19 protein-coding genes are annotated in these 20,825 nt (G+C 66.8%); 8 read left to right on the forward strand and 11 right to left on the reverse strand.

The window, feature by feature from the left end:
• Positions 1 to 37: 37 nt before the first annotated feature.
• Complete coding sequence (locus tag ACFWFP_RS21280; protein ID WP_379297556.1) at positions 38 to 1,336, reverse strand: PucR family transcriptional regulator; 1,299 nt, start codon at positions 1,334 to 1,336, stop codon at positions 38 to 40.
• 449 nt (positions 1,337 to 1,785) lie between these two features.
• On the opposite strand from ACFWFP_RS21280, the gene ACFWFP_RS21285 reads away from it, so the two are divergent.
• Together ACFWFP_RS21285 and ACFWFP_RS21290 are read left to right on the forward strand one after the other, a co-directional pair.
• The gene (locus ACFWFP_RS21285; protein ID WP_379297558.1) at positions 1,786 to 2,343 is read left to right on the forward strand and encodes a TetR/AcrR family transcriptional regulator; all 558 of its coding nucleotides are present in this window, start codon (positions 1,786 to 1,788) and stop codon (positions 2,341 to 2,343) included.
• 167 nt (positions 2,344 to 2,510) lie between these two features.
• Positions 2,511 to 3,827 carry a lipase family protein gene (locus ACFWFP_RS21290; protein ID WP_379297560.1) on the forward strand — a complete coding sequence of 439 codons (1,317 nt, stop codon included), beginning with the start codon at positions 2,511 to 2,513 and terminating at the stop codon, positions 3,825 to 3,827.
• Between the two features lie 86 nt (positions 3,828 to 3,913).
• Here the strand turns inward: ACFWFP_RS21290 and ACFWFP_RS21295 are convergent, their stop codons facing one another.
• Positions 3,914 to 4,522 carry a TetR/AcrR family transcriptional regulator gene (locus ACFWFP_RS21295; RefSeq protein ID WP_379297562.1) on the reverse strand — a complete coding sequence of 203 codons (609 nt, stop codon included), beginning with the start codon at positions 4,520 to 4,522 and terminating at the stop codon, positions 3,914 to 3,916.
• Positions 4,523 to 4,628: 106 nt separating this feature from the next.
• On the opposite strand from ACFWFP_RS21295, the gene ACFWFP_RS21300 reads away from it, so the two are divergent.
• Positions 4,629 to 6,170: an MFS transporter gene (locus tag ACFWFP_RS21300; protein ID WP_379297564.1), complete on the forward strand. Its 1,542-nt coding sequence runs from the start codon at positions 4,629 to 4,631 to the stop codon at positions 6,168 to 6,170.
• Positions 6,171 to 6,250: 80 nt separating this feature from the next.
• Positions 6,251 to 6,532, forward strand: a complete 282-nt coding sequence (locus tag ACFWFP_RS21305) for a hypothetical protein (protein ID WP_379297566.1) — start codon at positions 6,251 to 6,253, stop codon at positions 6,530 to 6,532.
• An 89-nt stretch (positions 6,533 to 6,621) separates the two neighbouring features.
• Here the strand turns inward: ACFWFP_RS21305 and ACFWFP_RS21310 are convergent, their stop codons facing one another.
• The 3 genes from ACFWFP_RS21310 to ACFWFP_RS21320 form a co-directional block, all read right to left on the reverse strand.
• Positions 6,622 to 7,074 carry a MarR family winged helix-turn-helix transcriptional regulator gene (locus ACFWFP_RS21310; RefSeq protein WP_379297568.1) on the reverse strand — a complete coding sequence of 151 codons (453 nt, stop codon included), beginning with the start codon at positions 7,072 to 7,074 and terminating at the stop codon, positions 6,622 to 6,624.
• Positions 7,075 to 7,160: 86 nt separating this feature from the next.
• Positions 7,161 to 7,985: an enoyl-CoA hydratase-related protein gene (locus tag ACFWFP_RS21315; protein ID WP_379297570.1), complete on the reverse strand. Its 825-nt coding sequence runs from the start codon at positions 7,983 to 7,985 to the stop codon at positions 7,161 to 7,163.
• 14 nt (positions 7,986 to 7,999) lie between these two features.
• Entirely contained in the window at positions 8,000 to 8,200 is a 201-nt protein-coding gene (locus tag ACFWFP_RS21320; protein WP_379297572.1) for a QsdR family transcriptional regulator, read from the reverse strand.
• On the opposite strand from ACFWFP_RS21320, the gene ACFWFP_RS21325 reads away from it, so the two are divergent.
• Positions 8,199 to 8,648, forward strand: coding sequence for a hypothetical protein (locus ACFWFP_RS21325; protein ID WP_379297574.1), 450 nt, complete (start codon positions 8,199 to 8,201; stop codon positions 8,646 to 8,648). The two genes, ACFWFP_RS21320 and ACFWFP_RS21325, sit on opposite strands and share 2 nt — an antisense overlap.
• On the opposite strand, the gene ACFWFP_RS21330 is transcribed toward ACFWFP_RS21325, so the two are convergent.
• The 4 genes from ACFWFP_RS21330 to ACFWFP_RS21345 all read right to left on the reverse strand — a co-directional run bounded on the left by ACFWFP_RS21330 (position 8,624) and on the right by ACFWFP_RS21345 (position 13,350).
• Positions 8,624 to 9,772, reverse strand: coding sequence for an acyl-CoA dehydrogenase family protein (locus ACFWFP_RS21330; protein ID WP_379297576.1), 1,149 nt, complete (start codon positions 9,770 to 9,772; stop codon positions 8,624 to 8,626). The two genes, ACFWFP_RS21325 and ACFWFP_RS21330, sit on opposite strands and share 25 nt — an antisense overlap.
• Positions 9,772 to 11,001 carry an acyl-CoA dehydrogenase family protein gene (locus tag ACFWFP_RS21335; protein WP_379297578.1) on the reverse strand — a complete coding sequence of 410 codons (1,230 nt, stop codon included), beginning with the start codon at positions 10,999 to 11,001 and terminating at the stop codon, positions 9,772 to 9,774. Before ACFWFP_RS21335 ends, ACFWFP_RS21330 begins: the two co-directional genes overlap by 1 nt.
• A gap of 124 nt (positions 11,002 to 11,125) precedes the next feature.
• Positions 11,126 to 12,523 (reverse strand): hydroxysqualene dehydroxylase HpnE, encoded by a 1,398-nt coding sequence (gene hpnE / locus ACFWFP_RS21340; RefSeq protein WP_379297580.1) that lies wholly within the window; start codon positions 12,521 to 12,523, stop codon positions 11,126 to 11,128.
• 146 nt (positions 12,524 to 12,669) lie between these two features.
• Positions 12,670 to 13,350 carry a TetR/AcrR family transcriptional regulator gene (locus ACFWFP_RS21345; RefSeq protein WP_379297582.1) on the reverse strand — a complete coding sequence of 227 codons (681 nt, stop codon included), beginning with the start codon at positions 13,348 to 13,350 and terminating at the stop codon, positions 12,670 to 12,672.
• A gap of 76 nt (positions 13,351 to 13,426) precedes the next feature.
• On the opposite strand from ACFWFP_RS21345, the gene ACFWFP_RS21350 reads away from it, so the two are divergent.
• Both ACFWFP_RS21350 and ACFWFP_RS21355 read left to right on the forward strand, forming a co-directional pair.
• Positions 13,427 to 14,641, forward strand: coding sequence for an acetyl-CoA C-acetyltransferase (locus tag ACFWFP_RS21350; RefSeq protein ID WP_379297707.1), 1,215 nt, complete (start codon positions 13,427 to 13,429; stop codon positions 14,639 to 14,641).
• 37 nt (positions 14,642 to 14,678) lie between these two features.
• Entirely contained in the window at positions 14,679 to 16,844 is a 2,166-nt protein-coding gene (locus ACFWFP_RS21355; RefSeq protein ID WP_379297584.1) for a 3-hydroxyacyl-CoA dehydrogenase NAD-binding domain-containing protein, read from the forward strand.
• A gap of 69 nt (positions 16,845 to 16,913) precedes the next feature.
• On the opposite strand, the gene ACFWFP_RS21360 is transcribed toward ACFWFP_RS21355, so the two are convergent.
• Together ACFWFP_RS21360 and ACFWFP_RS21365 are read right to left on the reverse strand one after the other, a co-directional pair.
• Entirely contained in the window at positions 16,914 to 18,062 is a 1,149-nt protein-coding gene (locus tag ACFWFP_RS21360) for an acyl-CoA dehydrogenase family protein (protein WP_379297586.1), read from the reverse strand.
• A 103-nt stretch (positions 18,063 to 18,165) separates the two neighbouring features.
• Positions 18,166 to 19,200 carry an AraC family transcriptional regulator gene (locus ACFWFP_RS21365; RefSeq protein WP_379297588.1) on the reverse strand — a complete coding sequence of 345 codons (1,035 nt, stop codon included), beginning with the start codon at positions 19,198 to 19,200 and terminating at the stop codon, positions 18,166 to 18,168.
• A 133-nt stretch (positions 19,201 to 19,333) separates the two neighbouring features.
• On the opposite strand from ACFWFP_RS21365, the gene ACFWFP_RS21370 reads away from it, so the two are divergent.
• Positions 19,334 to 20,818 carry a flavin-containing monooxygenase gene (locus ACFWFP_RS21370; RefSeq protein WP_379297590.1) on the forward strand — a complete coding sequence of 495 codons (1,485 nt, stop codon included), beginning with the start codon at positions 19,334 to 19,336 and terminating at the stop codon, positions 20,816 to 20,818.
• The last annotated feature ends 7 nt before the right edge of the window (positions 20,819 to 20,825 follow it).

The raw sequence follows: 20,825 nt of genomic DNA on the forward strand, positions 1-20,825 counted from the left end.
GTGTCGGGTCGACCCGCCCGCCCGTTGTTCGCGGGGGCTATGGCGCTGGAAGTAGTTGCTCGCCATAGACTTCGAGGCAGCGCAGCGCCAGCTCGAGGTGGACCCGTCGAGTCTCGATCGGATGACCCAATCGACGCTCCGCCTGCTTGAGCCGGTACCGGACGGTATTGCCGTGCACGCCGAGCCGGCTCGCGGCCGCGTCGATATTGCCCGCGGCGCAGAGGAATTCGAACACGGTGTCGCGGAGGCGGGCGCCTTGCTCGCTGCGATCGGCGAGTTGCCCGAGCTCGCGTTCGATGAGCGCGCGGACGGACTCGATGTCGCCGTCGCCGGTGAGCAGGCAGACCAGGTCGATGTCCTGGTAGGCGGTGACCGCGCCGGAATTCTGTGCGCTGGTCGCGATCCGCTGAGCGGCACAGGCTTCCAGATGGCTGCGCCGAAAGCCCGCCACACCGGGGCGGGGGGTGCCGAGCGCGAGATGAAGGTGTGCGCTCGGCGGCGGCGCCACCGCGGCGATGTCCGGGAGATGCGACGTGGCGATCCAGGCCCACAAACCGTGGACGCCACTGCTGATCAGGAGCGGAGGAGGCGCCCCGAGTGCGCGCGCGATCTGGGCCGCGTAGTCACGCAGCAGACCGGTGGCGTATCGCGCCGGCACCTCGGGGTCGGTCCAGAGAACGAGCGCGACATGGACGTTGTCCATCGAGTGTGCGAGGTGGTCGGGCGAATCGGCCGGTGGAGCCGGTTCCCCGCGCAGGATGGCCTGCACGATCTCTGTGCGCTGGGCATCGGAATTGCGGGTGTGGTGCTCACGCTCGTCCATGTACGCGGCGACGATGCCGTCGAGGCAGGTATCGAGCCACAGGGTGCTGTGCTCCCAGAAGATGACCAGGACGGCCCCGCGCAGTTGGGGATCGGGGATCTGCTGGTGGAGCACCTGGGTGATGTATCGCCACAACCCCCGCTGCGCGGCGCGGTAGGTCTTGAGCAGCATGTCCACGCCATAGCCGCGGCGGGCCACGGTCCGTGCGCCGTTCACGGCCTCGGCGGGTGGGCGCGCCTCGAACTGCGAGCGCCCGATCACCGCGAGGAAACCGAACCAGTGGGCCCTGGTGGCTGCCCGGACTTCCCGATGGACTTCGACATCGGTGAGGTAGTGCGGGAAGGTCTCCTGGATCGCGGAGTCGACAGCGGACAGGATCGGCTCGGACTCGGACTCCGATCGCATCCGCAGTGCGAAAGCCGTGAGCCATTCGAAGGCCGGCGCCGTGTCCTCCGCGGACGCGGGCATCGGCTCGCGGACGTGACGTTGCGTGCGCGGGATCGCCGTCTTCACCGCACGGTCAGGTGGTGGTCGCGCCGGGTCGGCCGCGCGCGGCGCCCGGATGTGCTGTCGGAGGGAGCGGAAGCCGGCATAGGTGCACCTTAGCGCAACCGGACTGTCGTGTCCGGATATTTCCCGGTCCGCGAGGGAAGGCGGGTAGAGATTGTGGGTGCGTACCAATCGCGCATTCGCGGTTGGAACGGCGGACAAATGTCTGACATTCGTTTGGTAAGGCAGGGTTTCGCTGCTAGATTCGAATAGGTCAACGCCGGGCCGCGTATGAATTCCGTACAGTGTGGTACCGGAAGCTGTCTGGCGTCGGCTCAATTCTTCGAATTGTTGGTTCATCAATTCTTGCAGGTGATCGGCGCGCGTCGCCGGCGCTCGGGCGCGCGCGTCGGCAGCGGCGTCCGGCGCCGTTCGGTGCCGGACGGGATCGGCCGCTGGGTAACGTTGGCCGGATGAGCTCGCCGCGCCGTACCAACAGGGGACCCGCCGCCGCCGCGGAGAATCGTGTCGCACTGCTCGTCGCGGCGAAGGCCGCCTTCGCCGAACACGGCCTCGACGTCGCGCTGAATCTGATCGCGCGCACGGCGGGCGTCGGTCAAGGCAGCCTGTACCGGCACTTTCCGAACCGTGAGGCCATCATCCTCGCGGTCTTCGAGGAGAACCTCGGCCAATTGGAGTCGATGGTCGCCAATGTCGACTCGACGCTGGACGAGCTGCTGGCGGAGATCTTCGACCAGATAGTCGAGGTCGCGGTGCTGTTCGACCTGTTCCGTGTCGCGGACAGCAGCGACCCGCGCCTGGTGGGCATCATCGGCCGCCTGTACGCCTTGCTCGACGAGAAACTCGCCGACGACAGCCGTCGTGGCAGTGTGCGCCGGGGCGTCACCGCCGAGGAGATCTTCCTCGCCGTGGGAATGCTGGGTGCGCTGCTGAACAAGACGCCGGAACGGGAACGGGCATCGGTGGCGGGCAAATGCCGGGGCCTGTTGCTGCACGCCCTGTGTGACTAGAACTCGCGTACTTGACGGAGTGGGGCTATTTCGTCAACAATACGTTCCAGTAACCGGATATCCGTGTCCGGTTGCGGTCGTGAATTCGTGTCGATCCCGGACTCGGCCTCGTTCGAAATGGCTGCTGGATTTCATCCGGTAGCGGTATCAGATTTCAGGGGAAATTCTTGAAGAATGCACGCTCGGTCGCCCCGATGATGTCGGCGATCGCCGCGCTGTCGGTCGCGTTCGCCTCGACCACAGTATTCGCGCCACCGGTCTCTGCGGCATCGGATCCGTTCTACAGCTACCGCGACAACACGTCGCTGGCCGGCCTCGCGCCCGGAACTGTCCTCGACAGCCGGACCACGACCTATCACCTCGTCGGCATTCCCACGCCGATCACCGCGGTGCAACTGCTATACCGGACCACCGATGCCCGGTACCGGCCGAGTGCCAACGTCACCTCGATCCTGATCCCGCCCGGTGGAGTGGATCCGGCTCGGGCGGTCGCTTACCAGTCCTTCTATGACTCGCTCGACCCGGAGCACGGACCCTCACGCTCGATCGCCGGTGACGTCAGCTTCGGCGGTATGGTGCTGACCTCGGAGGCCACGGTGATCGCGGACCTCCTCGCGCGCGGCTACACGGTGATCATCGCCGATACCGAAGGGCAGCAGGCGAATTTCGCGGCGGGGCCCGAGTACGGCATGAACACGCTCGACTCGATCCGCGCGGCGGTCCGTTCGGAAGCCACCGGGCTCACGGCGCAGACACGGATCGGTCTGGTCGGCTATTCCGGCGGCGCGATCGCGACCGACTGGGCCGCGGCGCTGGCGCCGGACTACGCCCCTGATGTGAACGCCAAGCTCGTCGGGGCCACCCAGGGCGGTCTGCTGGTCAACCCCGCGCACAACCTGCGCTATGTCAGCGGCAGCGTCGGCTGGTCCGGTGTCGCCGCGATGGCGGTCATCGGTGTCGCCCGCTCCTATGACCTCGATTTCTCGCCCTACCTGAGTGCGTACGGCGCGCGGGTCGTCGCCGCACTGCGGTCCGCGTCGATCGCCAACGTGCTGTTCCAGTATCCCGGCCTGTCGTGGCAGCAGATGGTCAAGCCCGAGTACGCCGACCCCAATAGTGTTGCGCCCCTGGTGGAAGCGGTCGAGAAGGTCAACCTCGCGAACGCGCCGACCCCGACCATCCCGCTCTACATCGCCCAGGGCGCCAACGGGGTCATGGAAGGTACGGACGGGAGCAAGCCGACGGTCGGCGCCGGTGACGGCGTCATGGTCGCCGGAGATGTCCGTAGCCTCGCCCGCCGGTACTGCGCGGACGGCAACCCCTTCGTCGAGTACCGGCAATACGACGAGCTCAGCCACATCCCGACCTTGGCTGCGTGGAGTGTCGGCGCTGTCTCGTGGATCGATGCGCGTTTCGCGGGCGAGGCCGCTGGATCGAGTTGCGGCACGATTCCCGAGGGCAACTCGCTGACATCGGATCTGTGATGTCGTGCTGCTGGTCCCCGCGACCGGCAGCATATCCGGGTGGACTGTGCCGACGGCTGTGCGAATGATGTTGGCGCGCAGGCGGTTCAGGACTCCGGAGGAGTCTTGGCGCGCGCCGCGAGGAAGTCGTCGACGATCCGAGCGCAATCCTGCGGGGTCGATGCGCGCAAGCCGATGAGCCTCGCGAAAACGAGTGGCCCGACCAATTGCGACAGTACGAAGTACGTGTCGAATTCCCCCAGTTGCCGGTGGGCCTCGGGGGTATCGAGCACCTGGTCGAACGGCACCCGATAGTGGTCGATGATGCGCCGGCGCAGCGAGCTGATGGCCGCGTTGTCGGCGTTGTGGTCCGAGCCGGTCGCCAGCCACGCCAAGGTCGACACCTGCAGTGGCGTGTCTCGGATCGCCTCGGCCTGGCGTTCCAGCAGAGCGACGAGGCGCTCGCGCAGCGGGCCTTCGGGCGGGGTCTCCAGTGCCGACGGCAGCAGTCGTTCGATCGTGGCGGCGCGTAGCTGTAGCGCGTTGTCGAAATGCCGGTACAGGGTGGTTCTGGCGACCTTGGACAACCTGGTCACGCCCTCGACGGTGACCGCTTCCAAGCCGCCGTCCTGGAGGAGCGCGGAGGCCGCGTCGAGTAGCCGGGCGCGTGAGCGCACCCGGCGCGGGTCGACCTCGGCGGCGTCAGTTCCGCTCATATCGCCCAGTATTCCTCTGCCGGTGGACCTTTCCCACGGTCTACCTCCCGTCGCGTACTTATGCTACACATAGTAGCGAAGCGATACTGACAGTAGCGGAGGCCCGATGGTTCCCACCGGACGCGATCGATTGTCCGCGGCCCAGCGTTGGCTGCTCACCTTGTCCTGTCTCGCGGTAGTTCTCGTCACCTCGTCGATGGCGGCGCTGTATACGGCGTTGCCGGAGATCGCGGCCGACACCGGGGCGAGCCAGGCCGAACTCACCTGGATTGTCGACGGCTACACGCTGGCGCTGGCCTGTCTCGTCCTGCCAGGGGGTGCGATCGGTGACAGGTACGGCAGGCGCGTAGTTCTCGTCACGGGGCTCGTCATCTTCTCGTTCGCGTCAGTGGCTCCCTTGTTGCTCAACAGCCCGACGTGGCTGATTGTCGCGCGGGTCGTGACAGGGGTCGGCGCGGCGCTGGTGATGCCGTCCACGCTGTCGTTGCTGACCGCCGGATTTCCGGAGGAACGGCGAGGCAGCGCGGTCGGATTGTGGGCCGGTGTCGCGGGCGTCGGCGCGATCCTCGGCATCCTCGGTTCGGGCCTTCTGATCGAAAACTGGTCTTGGGCTTCGATCTTCGCCGGGATGGCGGTCGCGGGCGCGATGCTCGCGGCGGCAGCCTGCACACTGCCCGAATCGGTGGACACCTCGAGGTCCGCGATGGACCCGCTCGGCGCGGTCACCAGCGCCGTGGCGATCGGTGCGATCGTGGTCGCGGCGATCGAGGTGCCCGTACGCGGCTGGCTCGATCCGGTGGTGATCGGCGCGAGCGCTGTAGGGCTGACCGTGGCAACAGCTTTCGTCCTTGTCGAACGACGGGTCACGCACCCGTTGATCGATATCCGGCTCTTCGCGCACCGGGGCTTCGGCAGTGGCACCGCGATAGTGACGGTGCAGTTCCTGGTCACCTTCGGCCTGTTCATGCTGGTCGTGCAGTACTTTCAGCTGATTCTGGGCTACCGTCCGCTGATGTCGGCACTCGCTCTCGCTCCCATGGGCATCCCGATGGTGGTGATCTCCGTGATCGCGCCCAGGGTGGCGGAACGGGTGGGCCTGCGAATCCCCGCCTGTGCCGGGTTGCTGGCGATCGGGGTCGCGATGCTCATGATCGCGCAAGTCGATTCCCACACTTCCTATGGTGACCTGCTCGGCCCGTTGCTGCTGATGAGCACAGGGATCGGATTGTGCACTGCGCCGGCGACAGCGGCGATCGTCGACGGCACCCCCGTGCAGAAGCACGGTGTAGCCGCGGCTGTCAACGATGCCGCCCGTGAAATCGGTGCCGCCATCGGCATCGCGATCGCGGGCAGCGTGCTCGCGGCGGGGTACGGCGAGCGCATCGCCCCCGCCCTGCCCAGTCTCCCCGAGGCCGCGCGTGAACCGGTCGGTGACTCGCTCGCGGCCGCGCTCGAGGTGGTGGAGCGCGCGGGCCCGCCCGCACAGCAGCTCGGCGATTTCGCGAAGTCCGCGTTCATTCACGGCATGCAGGAGTCCGCGACCGTGCTGGGATTCCTGACCATCGGGGCGGCCGTCCTCATCGCCGGGTGGGCGCCGGGCAGACGACGCACCGACAAGACCGCCGAAACCGTGGTCTCGCACGGATAGGTCACGGCGAGAACGATCTCCGCGTTCGGTCGTGGTGGTACGAGGTGCCGGGCGTGCGGTGGGTGTAGGACGATGAGGGCGTGAATGCTCCTGCGCCCGGGCCTGTTTTCGATGTCATCGCCGTGTTGAACGGTGCGGTGGACCTGCGGTCCTATCCGCGTCGCAACCTGGTGCTGAGCTCACCGCAGACCGGCGGCTTCGGATTCGGTTCGGCCGCGTATCAGCGCGCGATCTTCGAACCTGTCGTACACCTGCTCAACGGTGTCGAGATGCTCGAATCGCAGGGGTGGCAACTGGTCAGTGTGGTCGAGCGCAACATCGACAACGTCTACTACATGCTCGCCTTCATGCGCCGGATCTGAGGCGGATCCAGCCACGACGGTCGCCTGACATCGCTGTGGCCGGTGAGCTCGAGGCGAGCCGACCGGCCCATCACGCCCTGGCGAGACGATCATTCAGGGAGGGGTTCCGCCTCGCCGATGTGGCTCATGATCACCACGGCCTGCCTCAGCAGGGTGGCCTGCTCGTCGGAGAGCTTGCTCAACTGCCCGGCGAGCCAGGCATCACGGGCCGAGACTTTGTCGGTCAGTAGTGACCGGCCCGATCGCGAGGCCGCGACGACGACCTGCCTGCCGTCGGACGGGTGGGGTCTGCGCTCGATCAGTCCCAGCGCGGCCAACGCGTTGATCGTGCGCGTCATCGATGGCGGCCGCACCCCTTCTCGGATGGCGAGCGCGCCCGAGGACATCGCGCCGTCGCGGACGAGCGTGGTGAGCGCTGAGCGTTGGACCAACGAGATCGGCTGGTCGGTGTGATGCAGGCGCAGTAGGCGATCGAGTCTCACAGTCAGCAAGGACAGCGCCCCGGCCACAGCCGCGGTATTCGAGTTCGGTGACACAATCATGAACTTTACGAACAAAATTGCCCGCTGTCCCGGTCCGGGTGGTCTCTCGAGCCTGCGGGGGAGCCCGCCGAAGCAGCTGTGCCCGTTCAGGACAGCCAATCGTCGAGGTGGGGGAGCTCGGTGGCCACGGTGCCGGTGAAGTGGGGTGGGCGCTTCTGGAGAAAGGACATGACGCCTTCGCGCAGGTCGGCGCTGGAGAAAGCGTAGGAGATGAGGCGGGCATCGAGGGTGAAGACGTCGTCGGGGGTTTTGTCGCCCGACATGGCGACCAAGCCGCGCCGGATGGCGGCCACGGAGACCGGGGCCACCTGGGTGGTGAGTTCGGCGGCGAGGGCCCGAGCGGCGGGCAGCAGGTCTTCGGGCGCGTGCAGGCTGGTGACCAAGCCCGCGGCGAGGGCTTCGTCGGCGCCGAAAACGCGGCCGGTGATCATCCACTCCTTGGCTGTGGCCAGGCTGACGATCCGCGGCAGGAACCAGAGCGAACCACCCTCGGGGAACAGGCCCCGGCGGGCGAAGACGAAACCGAAGCGGGAATCGGTTGCGGCAAGACGGAAGTCGGCCGCGAGGGTCATGGAGACGCCGACGCCGATGGCCGCACCCTGCATGGCGACGATGACGGGCTTGTTCAGGTTGGTCATCGGGCGCACGACCCGGGTGGACCATTCGACCCATGCGGGATCGGTGACGTCCTCGTCGGAACCGTCCGCGGTGAGATCCATGCCGACGCAGAAGTCACGCCCAGCGGCGGCGAAGATCACCGCGCGCACGGCATCGTCGCGGTCGGCTTCGGCGAAGGCGGCGCCCAGTTCGTCGGCCATCACGGTGGTGAAACCGTTGCGTGCCCCGGGACGGTTCAGCGTAATGGTGGCGACGGCCGCATCGACGCTGTAAACGATGGTCTGATAGGTCAATTCGACTCCTTGGTTCAGCGTTTTCCGGATGCGGCGGAAACGAGCAACTCGACCATGGCGGTGGCCTTGCCGGACTGCGGCGGGTCGCCGGTGATGACGTCGCTCCAGACGAAAGCTTCGCCTACGCGCACGATCGCGTAGGCGAGATCGCGGACTTCGATGCGCGGATCGAGATCGGGGAGGTCGGTCAATCGTGACGCGGCCCAGTCGATCATGCGGCCCCTGGACGACGCTGTAGCCGGAAGTCAGCACGCGCAAGCCGTATTCCGGGTCGTCGGCGACGAAGCGGGTCAGCGGCTCGAAGGTGCGGACCGTCTCCGCGAGCGTGCCGAAGTGGCGGACGAAGCGCTCGGCGCGATCATCAGAGGCGCCGGCGCCACGAGCCTCGACGCGATCGATCGCCTCGGCGATGATCCGCCACACCACCTCGCCGATGACGACTTCCCGGCTTCCCCACCAGCGATACAGCGTGGCGCGGCCGATCCCCGAGGCGCGGGCCAGCTGTTGCATATCGATTCGCCTGCCCTCGAGAAACCACCGGTGCGCGAGGTCGATGACGTCCTCACGCACAGGTTTCGCAGGCGTGCTCGTTACCGGGATATCGGGTTCCGGCGACGAACTCTCGCCGCTGGCCACGACTACGGCCTCGTCAGCTCGGCGTAGCGGGCGAGGTGGTGGTCGGTGGATCCGAATTCGTGCTCGATCGCGGTCAGCCGCTTGAAGTAGTGGCCGACCGCGAGTTCCTCGGTCATGCCCATCGCGCCGTGCAGCTGAACGGAATTCTGGCCGATGAAGCGCGCGGCACGGCTGACCGTGACCTTGGCCGCGGAGGTCGCCCGCGCCCGGACCTCCGGTGCCGCGTTCAGTGCGTGGATCGCCAGATACGCCGCGGCGATCGCCTGTTCCAGCTCCATGTACATATCGACCATGCGGTGCTGCAGAACTTGGAAGCTGCCGATCGGCTGACCGAATTGCCGGCGTTGCTTGGCGTATTCGACGGTATCGGCCACCACCTTGCGCAGGCAGCCGACCGCTTCCGCGGCGATCGCCGCGATCGCCTCGTCCACCGTGGCCTCGATCGACGGCCACGCCTCGCCTTCGGTGCCGAGCAGCGCGGCGGCGGGCAACCGGAATTCGGTGAAGGTGATGTCGGAGCCGACCCGGTCGTCGATCGTCCGGTAGGAGTGGATATCCACCCCGGCCGGCGGATTCGCCGCGTCGAATTCGCTGAGGAACAACGAGATACCGGATCGGTCGCGCCGAGCACCCGAGGTGCGCGCGCTGATGATCAGATGGGTGGCCAACGGAGCACTGGTCACGACGGTCTTGCTGCCGTCGATCACCCACCAGTCGCCGTCGCGGCGCGCGGTCGTCGAAAGATCGTGCATCGCGTGACCCGACGTCGGCTCGAGTGCGGCGAACGCGGTGCGCGCCGTACCGGCCACGATCTGCCGCAACAGCGCATCGGCGGCCGTACCACCGCGGCGTCGCAGCAGACCCGCCCCGATGACGACCGTGTCGACATAGGGTTCGACGACGAGCGCGCGCCCGAGTTCCTCGGCGATGACCATCATTTCGACCGGCCCACCGCCCATACCGTCGACCTCCTCGGGCAGAGTCGCGCCGAGGATGCCCAACTCCTCGGCGAAACCGCGCCACACAGCGGGCTGCCACCCGGCGTCGGACTTGACCGCGCGACGACTCTGCTCCAGGTCGTACCGGGCGCCGAGAAACGCGGCCACCGAATCACGCAGGAGTTCTTGCTCTGTAGTGAAGGTGAAGTCCATCAGAGCCCCAACGCTGCCTTGGCGAGGATATTTCGCTGAATTTCGTTGCTGCCCGCGTAGATCGAGCCTGCCCGGTCGTTGAAGTAGCGCAGCGGTGCGACGGCCTGCCACTCGTCGCCGCTGCGGTAGCCGTCGGCCGGTGGCCGGAATTCGGCGATCGGCCCGCCGGGTTTCGTCGCATGCGGTTGGTACACCCGACCGCGCGGACCTGCTGCCTCGAGCGCCAATTCGGTGATCTTCTGGCTCAGTTCGGTGGACAGGATCTTGAGCATGGACGAGGCGGGGCCGGGGTTCTTGCCCTGCGCCATCACCGACAGCGTTCGGTACTCGAGGATCTCGAGTACTTCGGTGCGAATCCGAGCCTCGGCCAGCTTCGCCGCGAAAGTGGGGTCATCGATCAATGGATTGCCGTCCGGACCGGCCTGCCCGGCCGCCGCGGTAGCGACTTCCTGTGCCATGACCTGCAGCATCGGTGACAGGGCCCCACCACGTTCGTGCACGAGCAGATATTTCGCCACGGTCCAGCCGTCGTCGATCCGGCCGAGCACATTGCTTTTCGGCACTCGGACGCTGTCGAAGAAGACCTGGTTCTGTACCTGCTCGCCGGAGGTCATCACCAGCGGGCGGATCTCGATACCCGGCGAGGTCATATCGATGAGCAGGAAGGTGATGCCCTGCTGCTTCTTCCCCTCGCGCGACGTGCGGACCAGGCAGAAGATCCAGTTCGCCTCGGTCGCGTGGGTGGTCCAGATCTTGCTGCCGGTGCACACGAAATCCTCGCCGTCGTCGACGGCGGCCATCGTCAGCGATGCCAGATCCGATCCGGATTCCGGCTCCGAATACCCCTGGCAGAAGAACACCTCGCCGGTGAGAATCCGTGGCAGGTAGTACGCCTTCTGCTCGGTCGTTCCGAAGGCGACGATCGCGGGCGCGACCATTCTGATGCCCATCGGCGACAGCGCGGGCGCACCGGCCTGCATCAGCTCCCGGCCGAAGATGTAGTGCTGGGTCAGGCTCCAGTCACAGCCGCCGTATTCGACCGGCCATGCCGGTGCCGCCCAGCCACGATCGTGCAGAATGTGCTGCCACTTCATGCTGGCATCGTGGTCCGGATAGACACTTGTCGCGAGATGTCCGGCGCGGCGTAGGTCGGGTGTCAGCTTCTCGTCGAGAAAGGTCCGAACCTCATCTCGAAACGCTAGATCAGTCTCTGACCAGTTGTAATCCATCAGCTCTCCCGCAGGGATGTGCGCTATTGCGTCCGTGCAGACCTGCGGCCGCGTGAGACACAATGTACTTCTGTCTCATCGTGGAATCAAGCGATGTGACAGCGTCAATGCCTAGAATGGTGGGTCACTTAGTTCCGGCTGCACCGAGATATTCGTGGACCGCGTCGACGGCGCGGACCGCGCTCTCGACAGCGGCCTCCATCGTCGAGGGCATCGCGGTCTCGGTCCAGTCGCCCGCGAGGAACAGACCGTCGATCGGTGTGCGCTGCGGCAGGCGCAGCTCGTCGAAACCGGGCTGTGCCGAGAAGGTCGCCTGCGGCTGGTGGATGACGTGGGTGCGCAGCACCTCGGCCTCGGCGAACTCGGGGTAGTGCTCGGCCAGCGATTGCAGTGCCGCCGCGGTGAATTCGGCGTTGGGCAGATGGACGACATCCCACGAGGCGCTGACGGCCAGCGAGTAGCAGTGCCCTGCCGCGGTCTCGACGCCGTGCATGCCCGTGGTGTCGAAAACCCACTCGATGGTGCTGCCGCGCAGATTCTCCGCGAGCCTGCGCATGCCCAGCGGACGATCCAGCCACACGTAGACGCTCGAGATCGGGGCGGGCTCGATCTTGCGCACGGGGGTGAAATGGTCGTACTGCCCGAGCCGACCACGATCGAGCAGGGTCGTCAGCGACCACGGCGGCACGGTGAGAACCGCCGCGTCGACCTCGATGACCCGCCCGTCGGCGAGCTGCACACCGGTGAGCCGCTCGTCGGTGATCTCGAAGTCGGTGACACCGGCACCGACGACGATCTCGGCGCCGTGCGCCCTCAGGTAACGCTCGGCGGGCGCGACGAACAACTCGTGCAGGCTCACCCGCGGCCAGACCGCGTCGCCGGCCCTGGTGTTCCCCGACAGGGCGCGCCGGCCGATCCAGTGCAGGGTCTGGACGAACAGGGAGGCCGACACCCGCTCGGTCTTCTCGTTGAGCAGACCGATGACGAACTGATCGAGCACCAGCGCGCGCAACGATGGCGGTGCTCCGATCTGCCTGAACCAGCGATCGACGGTCAGATCGTCGAGTTCCGGTGCCGGACGCAGCGCGGCGCGGGCGATCCGCGCCCAGGTGCGCAGGGCGGCGGGCCGCTCGCGCAGCGGGATCGGCGGCCAGACCATCCAGGACAGCCCGACGGCGCGGCGCAGCGTGCCCGGCAGCCATGTGGGCGCGCGCAGGGTCAGCAGCCGGTCGGGTCCGGTCCTGATCGCGAAAGGTGGCGCGTCCCAGAAGAGATGCTCCCGCGTGCCGATGGTGTCGACGTAACGCAGCAGCGCGTCGTAGCAACCGGCGAACAGGTGCTGACCGTTGTCGACCCTGCCGTCGATACCGGGTACCTCGAACGAGATCGTGCGACCGCCGAGCCGTCCCCGCTTCTCGACGAGGGTGACCCGATGGCCTGCCTCCGCCAGCCAGACCGCCGTGGCCAATCCGGCCAGGCCCGCGCCCGCGACCAGGATGTGCGGGGATTCTTGCTGCCCCATCGGTACCTCCGGGCAATCGATGAATGTGAGAGTTGATGAGAGAGTCTCGGCGTCATACTCGCACAGCATCGACGTGTTCGTACAGGGCGGAACACGCTCGTGCAGAACGGAACTCGCCGCGTGATTCGAAATCCGCTCGTCCGCGGCTAGAGGGTGGCTTCGCCGCCCGGTCCGCGCCGGCGCCGCAGGAGGCTTTCGGGTCCCAGAATCTGTTCGACGACGACGAGGAAGATCTCGGTCGACTCGTCGACCAGCTCGTCTCGGGTCAGGTCGAGTGCTCCGTTGAGCCAGCCGTACACCGTCTCGTACAGCCCGCCGACGAGATGCATGGCGGCGAGCTCGCCGTACGCCCCCGCGGCTCCCGTGCTTTCGGGGCTGAGTTGCTTGTTCACTGTCGCCAATACGAGGGCGGCGAAGCCGCGGATCGTCGCGGTGCGGCGCGCGTTGAGGGCGGGATTGAGCTGGGCTTCGGTGAAGGCGATGCGGATCAGCCGCGGATCGTCGGCGACCGCTTGCAGGCCCGCGGCGATGGCGGCGTGCACCTTGTCGCGCAGGGGGTCGGGGGCGGCGCGCACGCGGAGGGCGATCAGCTCGGTCAGCTCGCCGATGACCTGGTCGTAGACCTCGGCGACGACGGCGTCCAGGTTGGTGAAGTTCTCGTAGAAGTATCGCTCGGTCAGTCCGGCCTGGCGGCAGAGGCCGCCGACGGTCAGTCGAGCCGAGCCCTGGGTGCCGATGATCTCCCTGGCGGCCTCCAGGAACGTCACCCGACGCTGGGCGCGCCGCTGTTCGGCCGGTACACCGGCGTACGCACGATCCTTGGCCATACGCCGAGTCTGCCACAAAGCCTTGTCAGATTTCCAAATCTGCTGCATCCTTTTGTCAGATTCGAGCGAGGAGAGAATCATGACCGAGGCATTCATCTACGAGGCGATCCGCACTCCGCGTGGGCGCGGCAAGAAGACCGGCGCCCTGCACGGCGTCAAGCCGCTCGACCTGGTGGTCGGGCTCATCGACGAACTCAAGACCCGCCATCCCGGACTCGATCCGGCGGCGATCGATGACATCGTGCTCGGCGTCGTATCGCCGGTCGGCGATCAGGGTGCCGACATCGCCAAGACCGCCGCCTTGGCGGCCGGGCTGCCCGACACCGTTGCCGGTGTGCAGCTCAACCGGTTCTGCGGCTCGGGTCTCGAGGCCGTCAATACCGCCGCTCAGAAGGTTCGGTCGGGCTGGGAGCAGCTCGTGATCGCCGGCGGCGTGGAGTCGATGTCGCGGGTTCCGCTGGGCTCCGACGGCGGGGCGTGGGCGATGGACCCGGTCACCAACTTCGACACCTACTTCGTGCCGCAGGGTGTCGGCGCCGACCTGATCGCCACGATCGAGGGTTTCACCCGCGAGGACGTCGACGCCTTCGCGGTGCGCTCGCAGCGCAAGGCCGCCGCTGCCTGGTCGGGCGGCTACTTCGCCAAATCCATTGTCCCGGTGCGTGATATCAACGGCGCGGTGCTGCTCGATCACGACGAGTTCATGCGCCCCGATACCACGGTGGAAAGCCTGGCCGGGCTGACCCCGTCGTTCGCGGCGATGGGGGAGATGGGCGGCTTCGACGCCGTCGCGATGCAGCGCTACCACCACGTCGAGAAGATCGCCCACGTCCACCACGCCGGCAACTCCTCCGGCATCGTCGACGGTTCGGCCCTGGTCCTCATCGGCAGTGAATCCGCCGGTGCCGCCGCGGGTCTCACGCCGCGCGCCCGGGTGGTCGCCTCCGCGGTGAGTGGTGCCGATTCCACGATCATGCTGACCGGGCCGGTCCCGGCGACCGAGAAGGTACTCGCGCTGGCCGGGCTCACGGTCGACGACATCGACCTGTTCGAACTCAACGAGGCCTTCGCCTCGGTGGTGCTCAACTTCCAGAAGAAGCTGAACATCCCCGACGAGAAGCTCAACGTCAACGGCGGCGCGATCGCCATGGGCCACCCGCTCGGCGCCACCGGGGCCATGATCACCGGAACCATGGTCGACGAGCTCGAGCGCCGGGGGGCGCGGCGCGCGCTGATCACGCTGTGCATCGGCGGTGGCATGGGCATCGCCACCATCATCGAGCGCGTCTGAGCGTCGGACTCCGATACCGAAGGAACAACGAAAAGCTATGACTGACAACATGATTGCCTGGGATCTCGGCGCCGATCGGGTGCTCGTGCTCACGATGGACGACCCGAGCCAGTCGACCAACACGATGACCGAGGCGTTCGCCCGCGACCTCACCGCGACCGTCGACCGGCTCGAGGCAGAGAAGGGCACCTTCGACGGCGTCGTCCTCACCTCGGCCAAGGACACCTTCTTCGCCGGTGGCGACCTGAACCTGCTGATGAACGCGACACCGGAGACCGCACCGCAGATCGCGCTCGGCCTCGACACCTACAAGGCGGCGTTCCGTCGGCTCGAGACGCTGGGCAAGCCGGTCGTCGCCGCGATCAACGGCACCGCGCTCGGTGGCGGCTTCGAGGTCGCGCTGGCCACCCATCACCGGATCGCGCTCGACGCCAAGGGCAGCTTGCTCGGCTTGCCGGAGGTCACCTTCGGTCTGCTCCCCGGTGCCGGCGGTGTCACCCGGACCGTTCGGCTGCTCGGCATCACCAACGCGGTGCTCAATGTGGTCGGGCAGGGCCAGCGGATGAAGCCTGCCAAGGCGTTGCAGGTCGGGATCATCCACGAGGTGGCTGCCACCAGCGAAGAGATGTTCGCGCAGGCTCGCGCCTGGATCGCGGCCAACCCCGAGGCCGCGCAGCCGTGGGATGTGAAGGGGTACAGGATCCCCGGCGGCACCCCGTCGAGCCCGGCGGTGGCGGCGAACCTGCCCGCCTTCCCGGCGAATGTGCGCAAGCAGCTCAAGGGTTCGCCGATGCCCGCACCGATCGCGGTGCTCGCGACCGCGGTGGAGGGTGCGCAGGTCGATATCGACACCGCGTTCGCGATCGAGACCCGCTACTGCACCAACCTGATCTGTGGCCAGGTCTCGACGAACATGATCAAGTCGCTGTTCTTCGATCTGGGCACGATCAACAAGGGCGGCAGCCGCCCCGAAGGCTTCCCCGTGCGTACGCCGGAGAAGGTCCTCGTGCTCGGCGCGGGCATGATGGGCGCGGGCATCGCCTATGTGCAGGCCCGCGCCGGCATGCAGGTCGTGCTCAAGGACGTCACCATCGAGGCCGCTGAGCGTGGAAAGGCCTACTCGCGCAAGCTGCTCGACAAGGCGCTGGGCAAGGGCGCGATCACGCAGGACAAGTACGACGAGATCCTCGGTCGTATCCACCCGTCCGCCGATCCGGCCGACGCCGCGGGCTGCGACTTCGTCGTCGAGGCGGTGTTCGAGGATCCGAGCCTGAAGAAGAAGGTGTTCGGCGAGATCGAGCACCTGGTGAACGCGGACGCGTTGCTCGGGTCCAACACCTCGACCCTGCCGATCACCGACCTGTCCACGGGCGTGCAGCGCCCGAAGGACTTCATCGGTCTGCACTTCTTCTCCCCGGTGGACAAGATGCCGCTGGTCGAGATCGTCGTCGGCGAGCAGACCAGCGACGAGGCGATCGCCCGTGCCGTCGATTACACCCTCGCCATCAAGAAGACCCCGATCGTGGTCAACGACAGCCGCGGCTTCTTCACCAGCCGGGTGATCGGCCAGTTCATGGACGAGGCGATCTCGCTGGTCGCCGAGGGCGTGCATCCGGCCTCGGTCGAGCAGGCCGCCACCCAGGCCGGCTACCCGGTCGGCGCGCTCGCGCTGGCCGACGAGATCAATATGAAGCTGGCGCAGAAGATCCGGCGCAGCCTGAAGGAGAATCTGCTCGCCGAAGGTAAGAACTGGGTCGACTCGAAGGCCTACCCCCTCGTCGACGCCATGGTCGACGACTTCGATCGGCCGGGCCGACTCGAGGGCCGAGGCTTCTACGAATACGACGCCGACGGCAAGAAGCTCGGCCTGTGGCCGGGACTGGTCGAGAAGTACACCCGTGACGATCACGGCATCGCGTTCATCGACATGCAGGAACGGATGCTGTTCGCCGAATCCCTCGACACCGTGCGGTGTTTCGACGAGGGCGTGCTGCGCACCGTGCCGGACGCGAACATCGGTTCCATCTTCGGCATCGGGTTCCCGGCCTGGACCGGCGGCGTGATCCAGTACATCAACCAGTACGCGGGCGGCCTGGCCGGATTCGTCGCACGGGCCGATGAACTGCGGGCCGCCTACGGCGAGCGGTTCGAGGTCCCGGAGTCGTTGCGGGTCAAGGCGGCTGCCGGGGACACACTCGGCTGACCCGTCCTACGACGACAGAACCCCCGTCGCCCGGTATTCCCGGGCGGCGGGGGTTCCGTGTCGGAGCGGCTACAGGGATCGGGCGATCAGTTCTTTCATGATCTCGTTCGTTCCCGCGAGAATGCGAAGCACCCGCGCACTGGTGAAGATCTCCGAGATCGGGTACTCGGTCATGAATCCGTATCCGCCGAACAGCTGCAGGCATCGATCGGCGACCACGCTCAACTGATCGGTGAGCCAGTATTTGGCCATCGACGCCGTTGCCACATCGAGTTCGCCCGCTAGGTGCCGAGTGAGGCAGTCGTCGAGGAAGACACGACTGATTCGGGCGATGGTGGCGCACTCCGCGAGCTCGAACTTGGTGTTCTGGAAGCCGAGTAGCGGCTTTCCGAAGGCCTGCCGGTCCTTGGTGTACGCGATGGTCATCGCCACCGCGGCCTCCATCGACGCCACGGCCATCACCGCGCAGACGAGCCGCTCCTGCTGGAGCAGCGTCATCATCTGGTAGAAGCCTTGCCCCTCGGCCTCGCCGAGCAGGTTGCCGACCGGCACTCGCAAGCCGTCGAAGAACAGCTCAGCGGTGTCCTGGCCGGTGCCGCCGATCTTGGACAGGGTCCGCCCCCGAGTGAAGCCGGGGGTGTCGTCACCGACCTCCGCGAAGATGAGCGAGACCCCAGCGGCCCCTTTGTCGGGGTCGGTCTTCGCGGCGATGATCACCCCGTCGCAGAGCGCGCCGTTGCTGATGAACATCTTCGAACCGGTGATGACGTACTCGTCGCCGTCGCGCACCGCCCTGGTCTGGATGTTCTGCAGGTCCGAGCCGGTGCCCGGTTCGGTCATCGCGATCGAGAGCAGGCACTCGCCGCTGGTCACCTCGGGCAGAATGCGCCGCTTGAGCTCCTCGGAGGCGAACTCGACGAGATAGGGCGCGATGATCCCGGAGTGGATCGAGATGCCCATGGACGTGTCGCCCGCCCGCGATTGGGCCTCGATGATCGCGGCTTCATGGGCGAAGGTGCCGCCCCCGCCGCCGTACTCTTCCGGCACAGACGGGGCGAGCAATCCGAGCTTGCCTGCCTTCCGGTACAGGTCACGGTCGGGGTGGCCCTGCTGTTTGTACCGCTCGGCGCCAGGAAGCACCTCTTTCTCGAAGAACTTCGTCGCGAGTTCGCGAACAGCCGCGATCTCGTCGTCTACCCAGCCCGCTTGTGCGGTCATCAGTGCCTCCCAGGACGCCATCTGCCTCAATCTGCGAAAACAGATTGTCAGATATATTGGCAGAACGTCAATAGCGAGTTGCGCGCGGCCCGGGTCCTGGTGATCAGCGGCGACCTCGGGTGCGCCGGTAGGCGGCCGGAGTGGTGGCCGTCCAGCGCTTGAAGGCGCGGATGAAGGGGCCTGCCTCGGTGTAGCCGAGCCGTATCGCGATCTCCTCGACCGAGAGCGCGGTGGCGGTCAGCATGTCCTCGGCCAGACCGCGCCGCGCCTCGTCGAGCAGGACGCGGTAGCTGGTCCCGTCCGCGGCGAGATGTCGTCGTAGCGTGCGGCCGCTGGTGCCGAGGTCGTGGGCGACCGCGTCCAGTGACGGTGGGATCGCGATCCCCGCGCTACCACTGCCTGCCAGGAGATGGTCGCGAACCTCAGCCGCTATCCCGGTGCGGGTGCTCCGGCGGTCGATCAGCTCTCGGCATTGCGCCAGACACAGCGCCAACGTGGCCTGATTCGCCTGCGGCAGTGGCTGGTTGAGGGTTTCGGTGGAGACCGAAATGCTGGTTTCGGTGTGCGCGTACCGGGGGTGTACGCCCAGGATCGCGGCGATCCGGTCCCGGTAGTCGGGTTCGGGGAAAGCGAACCGCGCATCGTGGATGTCGACCGGCCGGCCGAGGAGGTCGCCGAGCACTCGATGCATCGCGAAGGTGTCGCGCTCGACGAGGAATTGCCGTACATCCTCGGGTATCCGATCGTGTCGGATCCGGGCGATCATCTGCTGGTCGTTGACTTCCACGACCGGGGTGCAGAAGGCGAAGCTCAACTGAAAGTAGCTCAGCGCCAAGGAGATCGCCTCGCCGAGGGTGGGACTGGTGATCCAGGCGTAGCCGTAGATGCCGAAGGCGCTGATGCGGTAACTACGGCCCACCTCGATGCCGAGCGCGGGCCTGGCGCCGAGTTCGCGCAGCAGATTGCGGACCACCAGCAGTTCCGTGCGCGCATCGATCTGGCGGTCGGCGGAGTCGAGGTCGGCGACCGACAGTCCGGTGCCGGCGAGGATGGACGCGGCCTCGGCGCCGTGCTCGACCGCGAACTGGTTCATCACGGCGACACTGGCGACACCGCGTGGGAAGTCCCACGTGTCCACTTCTGGCTCCTGCCGCGTGCGCATGCTCCATTATGGCCTGAAATGTCAATTTTCTGTCCGCGAGCATCCTCGTCGCCGCGTCGACGGCGACCTACCGTTGACCGGAGACATCCATCACCGGAGGAGCTTCGCTATGCGCACTCGGACAACGCCGTCCGCTGTCATCATCGGCACCGGGTTCGGTGGTCTCGGCATGGCGATGGAACTGCTGCGTCATGGTTTCGATGACCTGGTCATTCTGGAGCGCGCCTCGGATGTGGGCGGCGTGTGGCGGGAGAACACCTATCCGGGCGCCGGTTGCGATATTCCGTCCCCGCTCTACTCCTACTCCTACGTGCCGAAATCCGATTGGCCCAAGCGATTTTCGGGACAGTCCGATATCCACGCCTATCTGCGTGCGGTGGCGCGCGACAACGGTCTGCTCGAGCGGATCCGGTTCGAGTCCGAGGTGACCGAAGCTGAGTTCGACGACGCGAGCGGGACATGGACGGTACGCACCGCCGACGGCTACGAGGTGACCACCGACGTGCTGATCTCCGCGGTCGGCCAGCTGTCGCGGCCCGCGCTGCCCACCATCGCGGGCATCGGCTCGTTCGACGGACCCGCGTTCCACTCCGCGGAGTGGAACCACAGCATCGAGCTGACGGGCAAGCGGGTCGCCGTTGTCGGTACCGGCGCCAGCGCGATCCAGTTCGTGCCCGCGATCCAGCCGCGGGTGGCGGCGCTGACGCTGTTCCAGCGCTCGGCGGCGTGGGTGCTGCCCAAGCCTGATGTCGAGTACAAGCCATGGCATCACCGGATGTTCGCGGCGGTGCCGCCGGTTCGGCTCGCCGAGCGGTTCGCGGTGTGGGCGCTGTGTGAGTTCCTGTCGCTCGGCATCGCCGACGTCCCCGCGATCAGGGGTCTCGTCACCAAGATCGCGGTGAATCATCTGCGCAAGCAGGTCGCCGACCCGCAGCTGCGCGCGAAACTGACGCCCGACTACGCGCCCGGCTGCAAGCGCGGGCTGTTCTCCAACAACTACTATCCGGCGCTCACCCAGCCGAACGTGCGGGTGGAGACGACCGAGATCGCCGACATCGTGCCGACCGGGGTGAAAACCGCCGACGGTGTGCTGCACGAGGTCGACGTGATCATCTACGGAACCGGGTTCAAGGGCACCGAGTTCCTGTGGCCGATGACGATCCACGGCGCGAACGGACGCCAGCTCGACGATGAATGGCAAGGCGGTGCCCGCGCCTATCACGGCGTATCGGTGCCGGGATTCCCGAATATGTTCATGGTGTACGGGCCCAATACGAACCTGGGCGTCGGCTCGATCGTCTACATGATCGAATCGCAGGCTCGGTATATCCGCCAGGCACTGCAGGAACTGTCCCGCAATCCGGCGCGCACTCTCGATGTCCGGCGTGCGGTGGCCGAGGAATACGACGTGAAGCTGCAAGCCCGGCTCGCCCGTACGCCGTGGGGACTGTGCTCGAGCTGGTACCGCAACGCCGCAGGCCGGATCACCAACAACTGGCCGGGCGCGGTCGTGAGTTACCGACTGCAGACCCGAACACTGCGCCCCGAGCACTATCACCTGCGCGCCGCCACGACAACGACCGCGGGCCAGTGACATTCGC

Source organism: Nocardia sp. NPDC060249, assembly GCF_042728755.1.
GTDB lineage: Bacteria > Actinomycetota > Actinomycetes > Mycobacteriales > Mycobacteriaceae > Nocardia.

Bases quoted from the DNA above. Each gene is read 5' to 3' on its own strand.
- ACFWFP_RS21285 (WP_379297558.1), top strand. From the start codon at position 1,786: ATGAGCTCGCCGCGCCGTACCAACAGGGGACCCGCCGCCGCCGCGGAG.
- ACFWFP_RS21295 (WP_379297562.1), bottom strand. From the start codon at position 4,522: ATGAGCGGAACTGACGCCGCCGAGGTCGACCCGCGCCGGGTGCGCTCA.
- ACFWFP_RS21300 (WP_379297564.1), top strand. From the start codon at position 4,629: ATGGTTCCCACCGGACGCGATCGATTGTCCGCGGCCCAGCGTTGGCTG.
- ACFWFP_RS21310 (WP_379297568.1), bottom strand. From the start codon at position 7,074: ATGATTGTGTCACCGAACTCGAATACCGCGGCTGTGGCCGGGGCGCTG.
- ACFWFP_RS21325 (WP_379297574.1), top strand. From the start codon at position 8,199: ATGCGGCCCCTGGACGACGCTGTAGCCGGAAGTCAGCACGCGCAAGCC.
- ACFWFP_RS21320 (WP_379297572.1), bottom strand. From the start codon at position 8,200: ATGATCGACTGGGCCGCGTCACGATTGACCGACCTCCCCGATCTCGAT.
- ACFWFP_RS21330 (WP_379297576.1), bottom strand. From the start codon at position 9,772: ATGGACTTCACCTTCACTACAGAGCAAGAACTCCTGCGTGATTCGGTG.
- ACFWFP_RS21335 (WP_379297578.1), bottom strand. From the start codon at position 11,001: ATGGATTACAACTGGTCAGAGACTGATCTAGCGTTTCGAGATGAGGTT.
- hpnE (WP_379297580.1), bottom strand. From the start codon at position 12,523: ATGGGGCAGCAAGAATCCCCGCACATCCTGGTCGCGGGCGCGGGCCTG.
- ACFWFP_RS21345 (WP_379297582.1), bottom strand. From the start codon at position 13,350: ATGGCCAAGGATCGTGCGTACGCCGGTGTACCGGCCGAACAGCGGCGC.
- ACFWFP_RS21355 (WP_379297584.1), top strand. From the start codon at position 14,679: ATGACTGACAACATGATTGCCTGGGATCTCGGCGCCGATCGGGTGCTC.
- ACFWFP_RS21360 (WP_379297586.1), bottom strand. From the start codon at position 18,062: ATGACCGCACAAGCGGGCTGGGTAGACGACGAGATCGCGGCTGTTCGC.
- ACFWFP_RS21370 (WP_379297590.1), top strand. From the start codon at position 19,334: ATGCGCACTCGGACAACGCCGTCCGCTGTCATCATCGGCACCGGGTTC.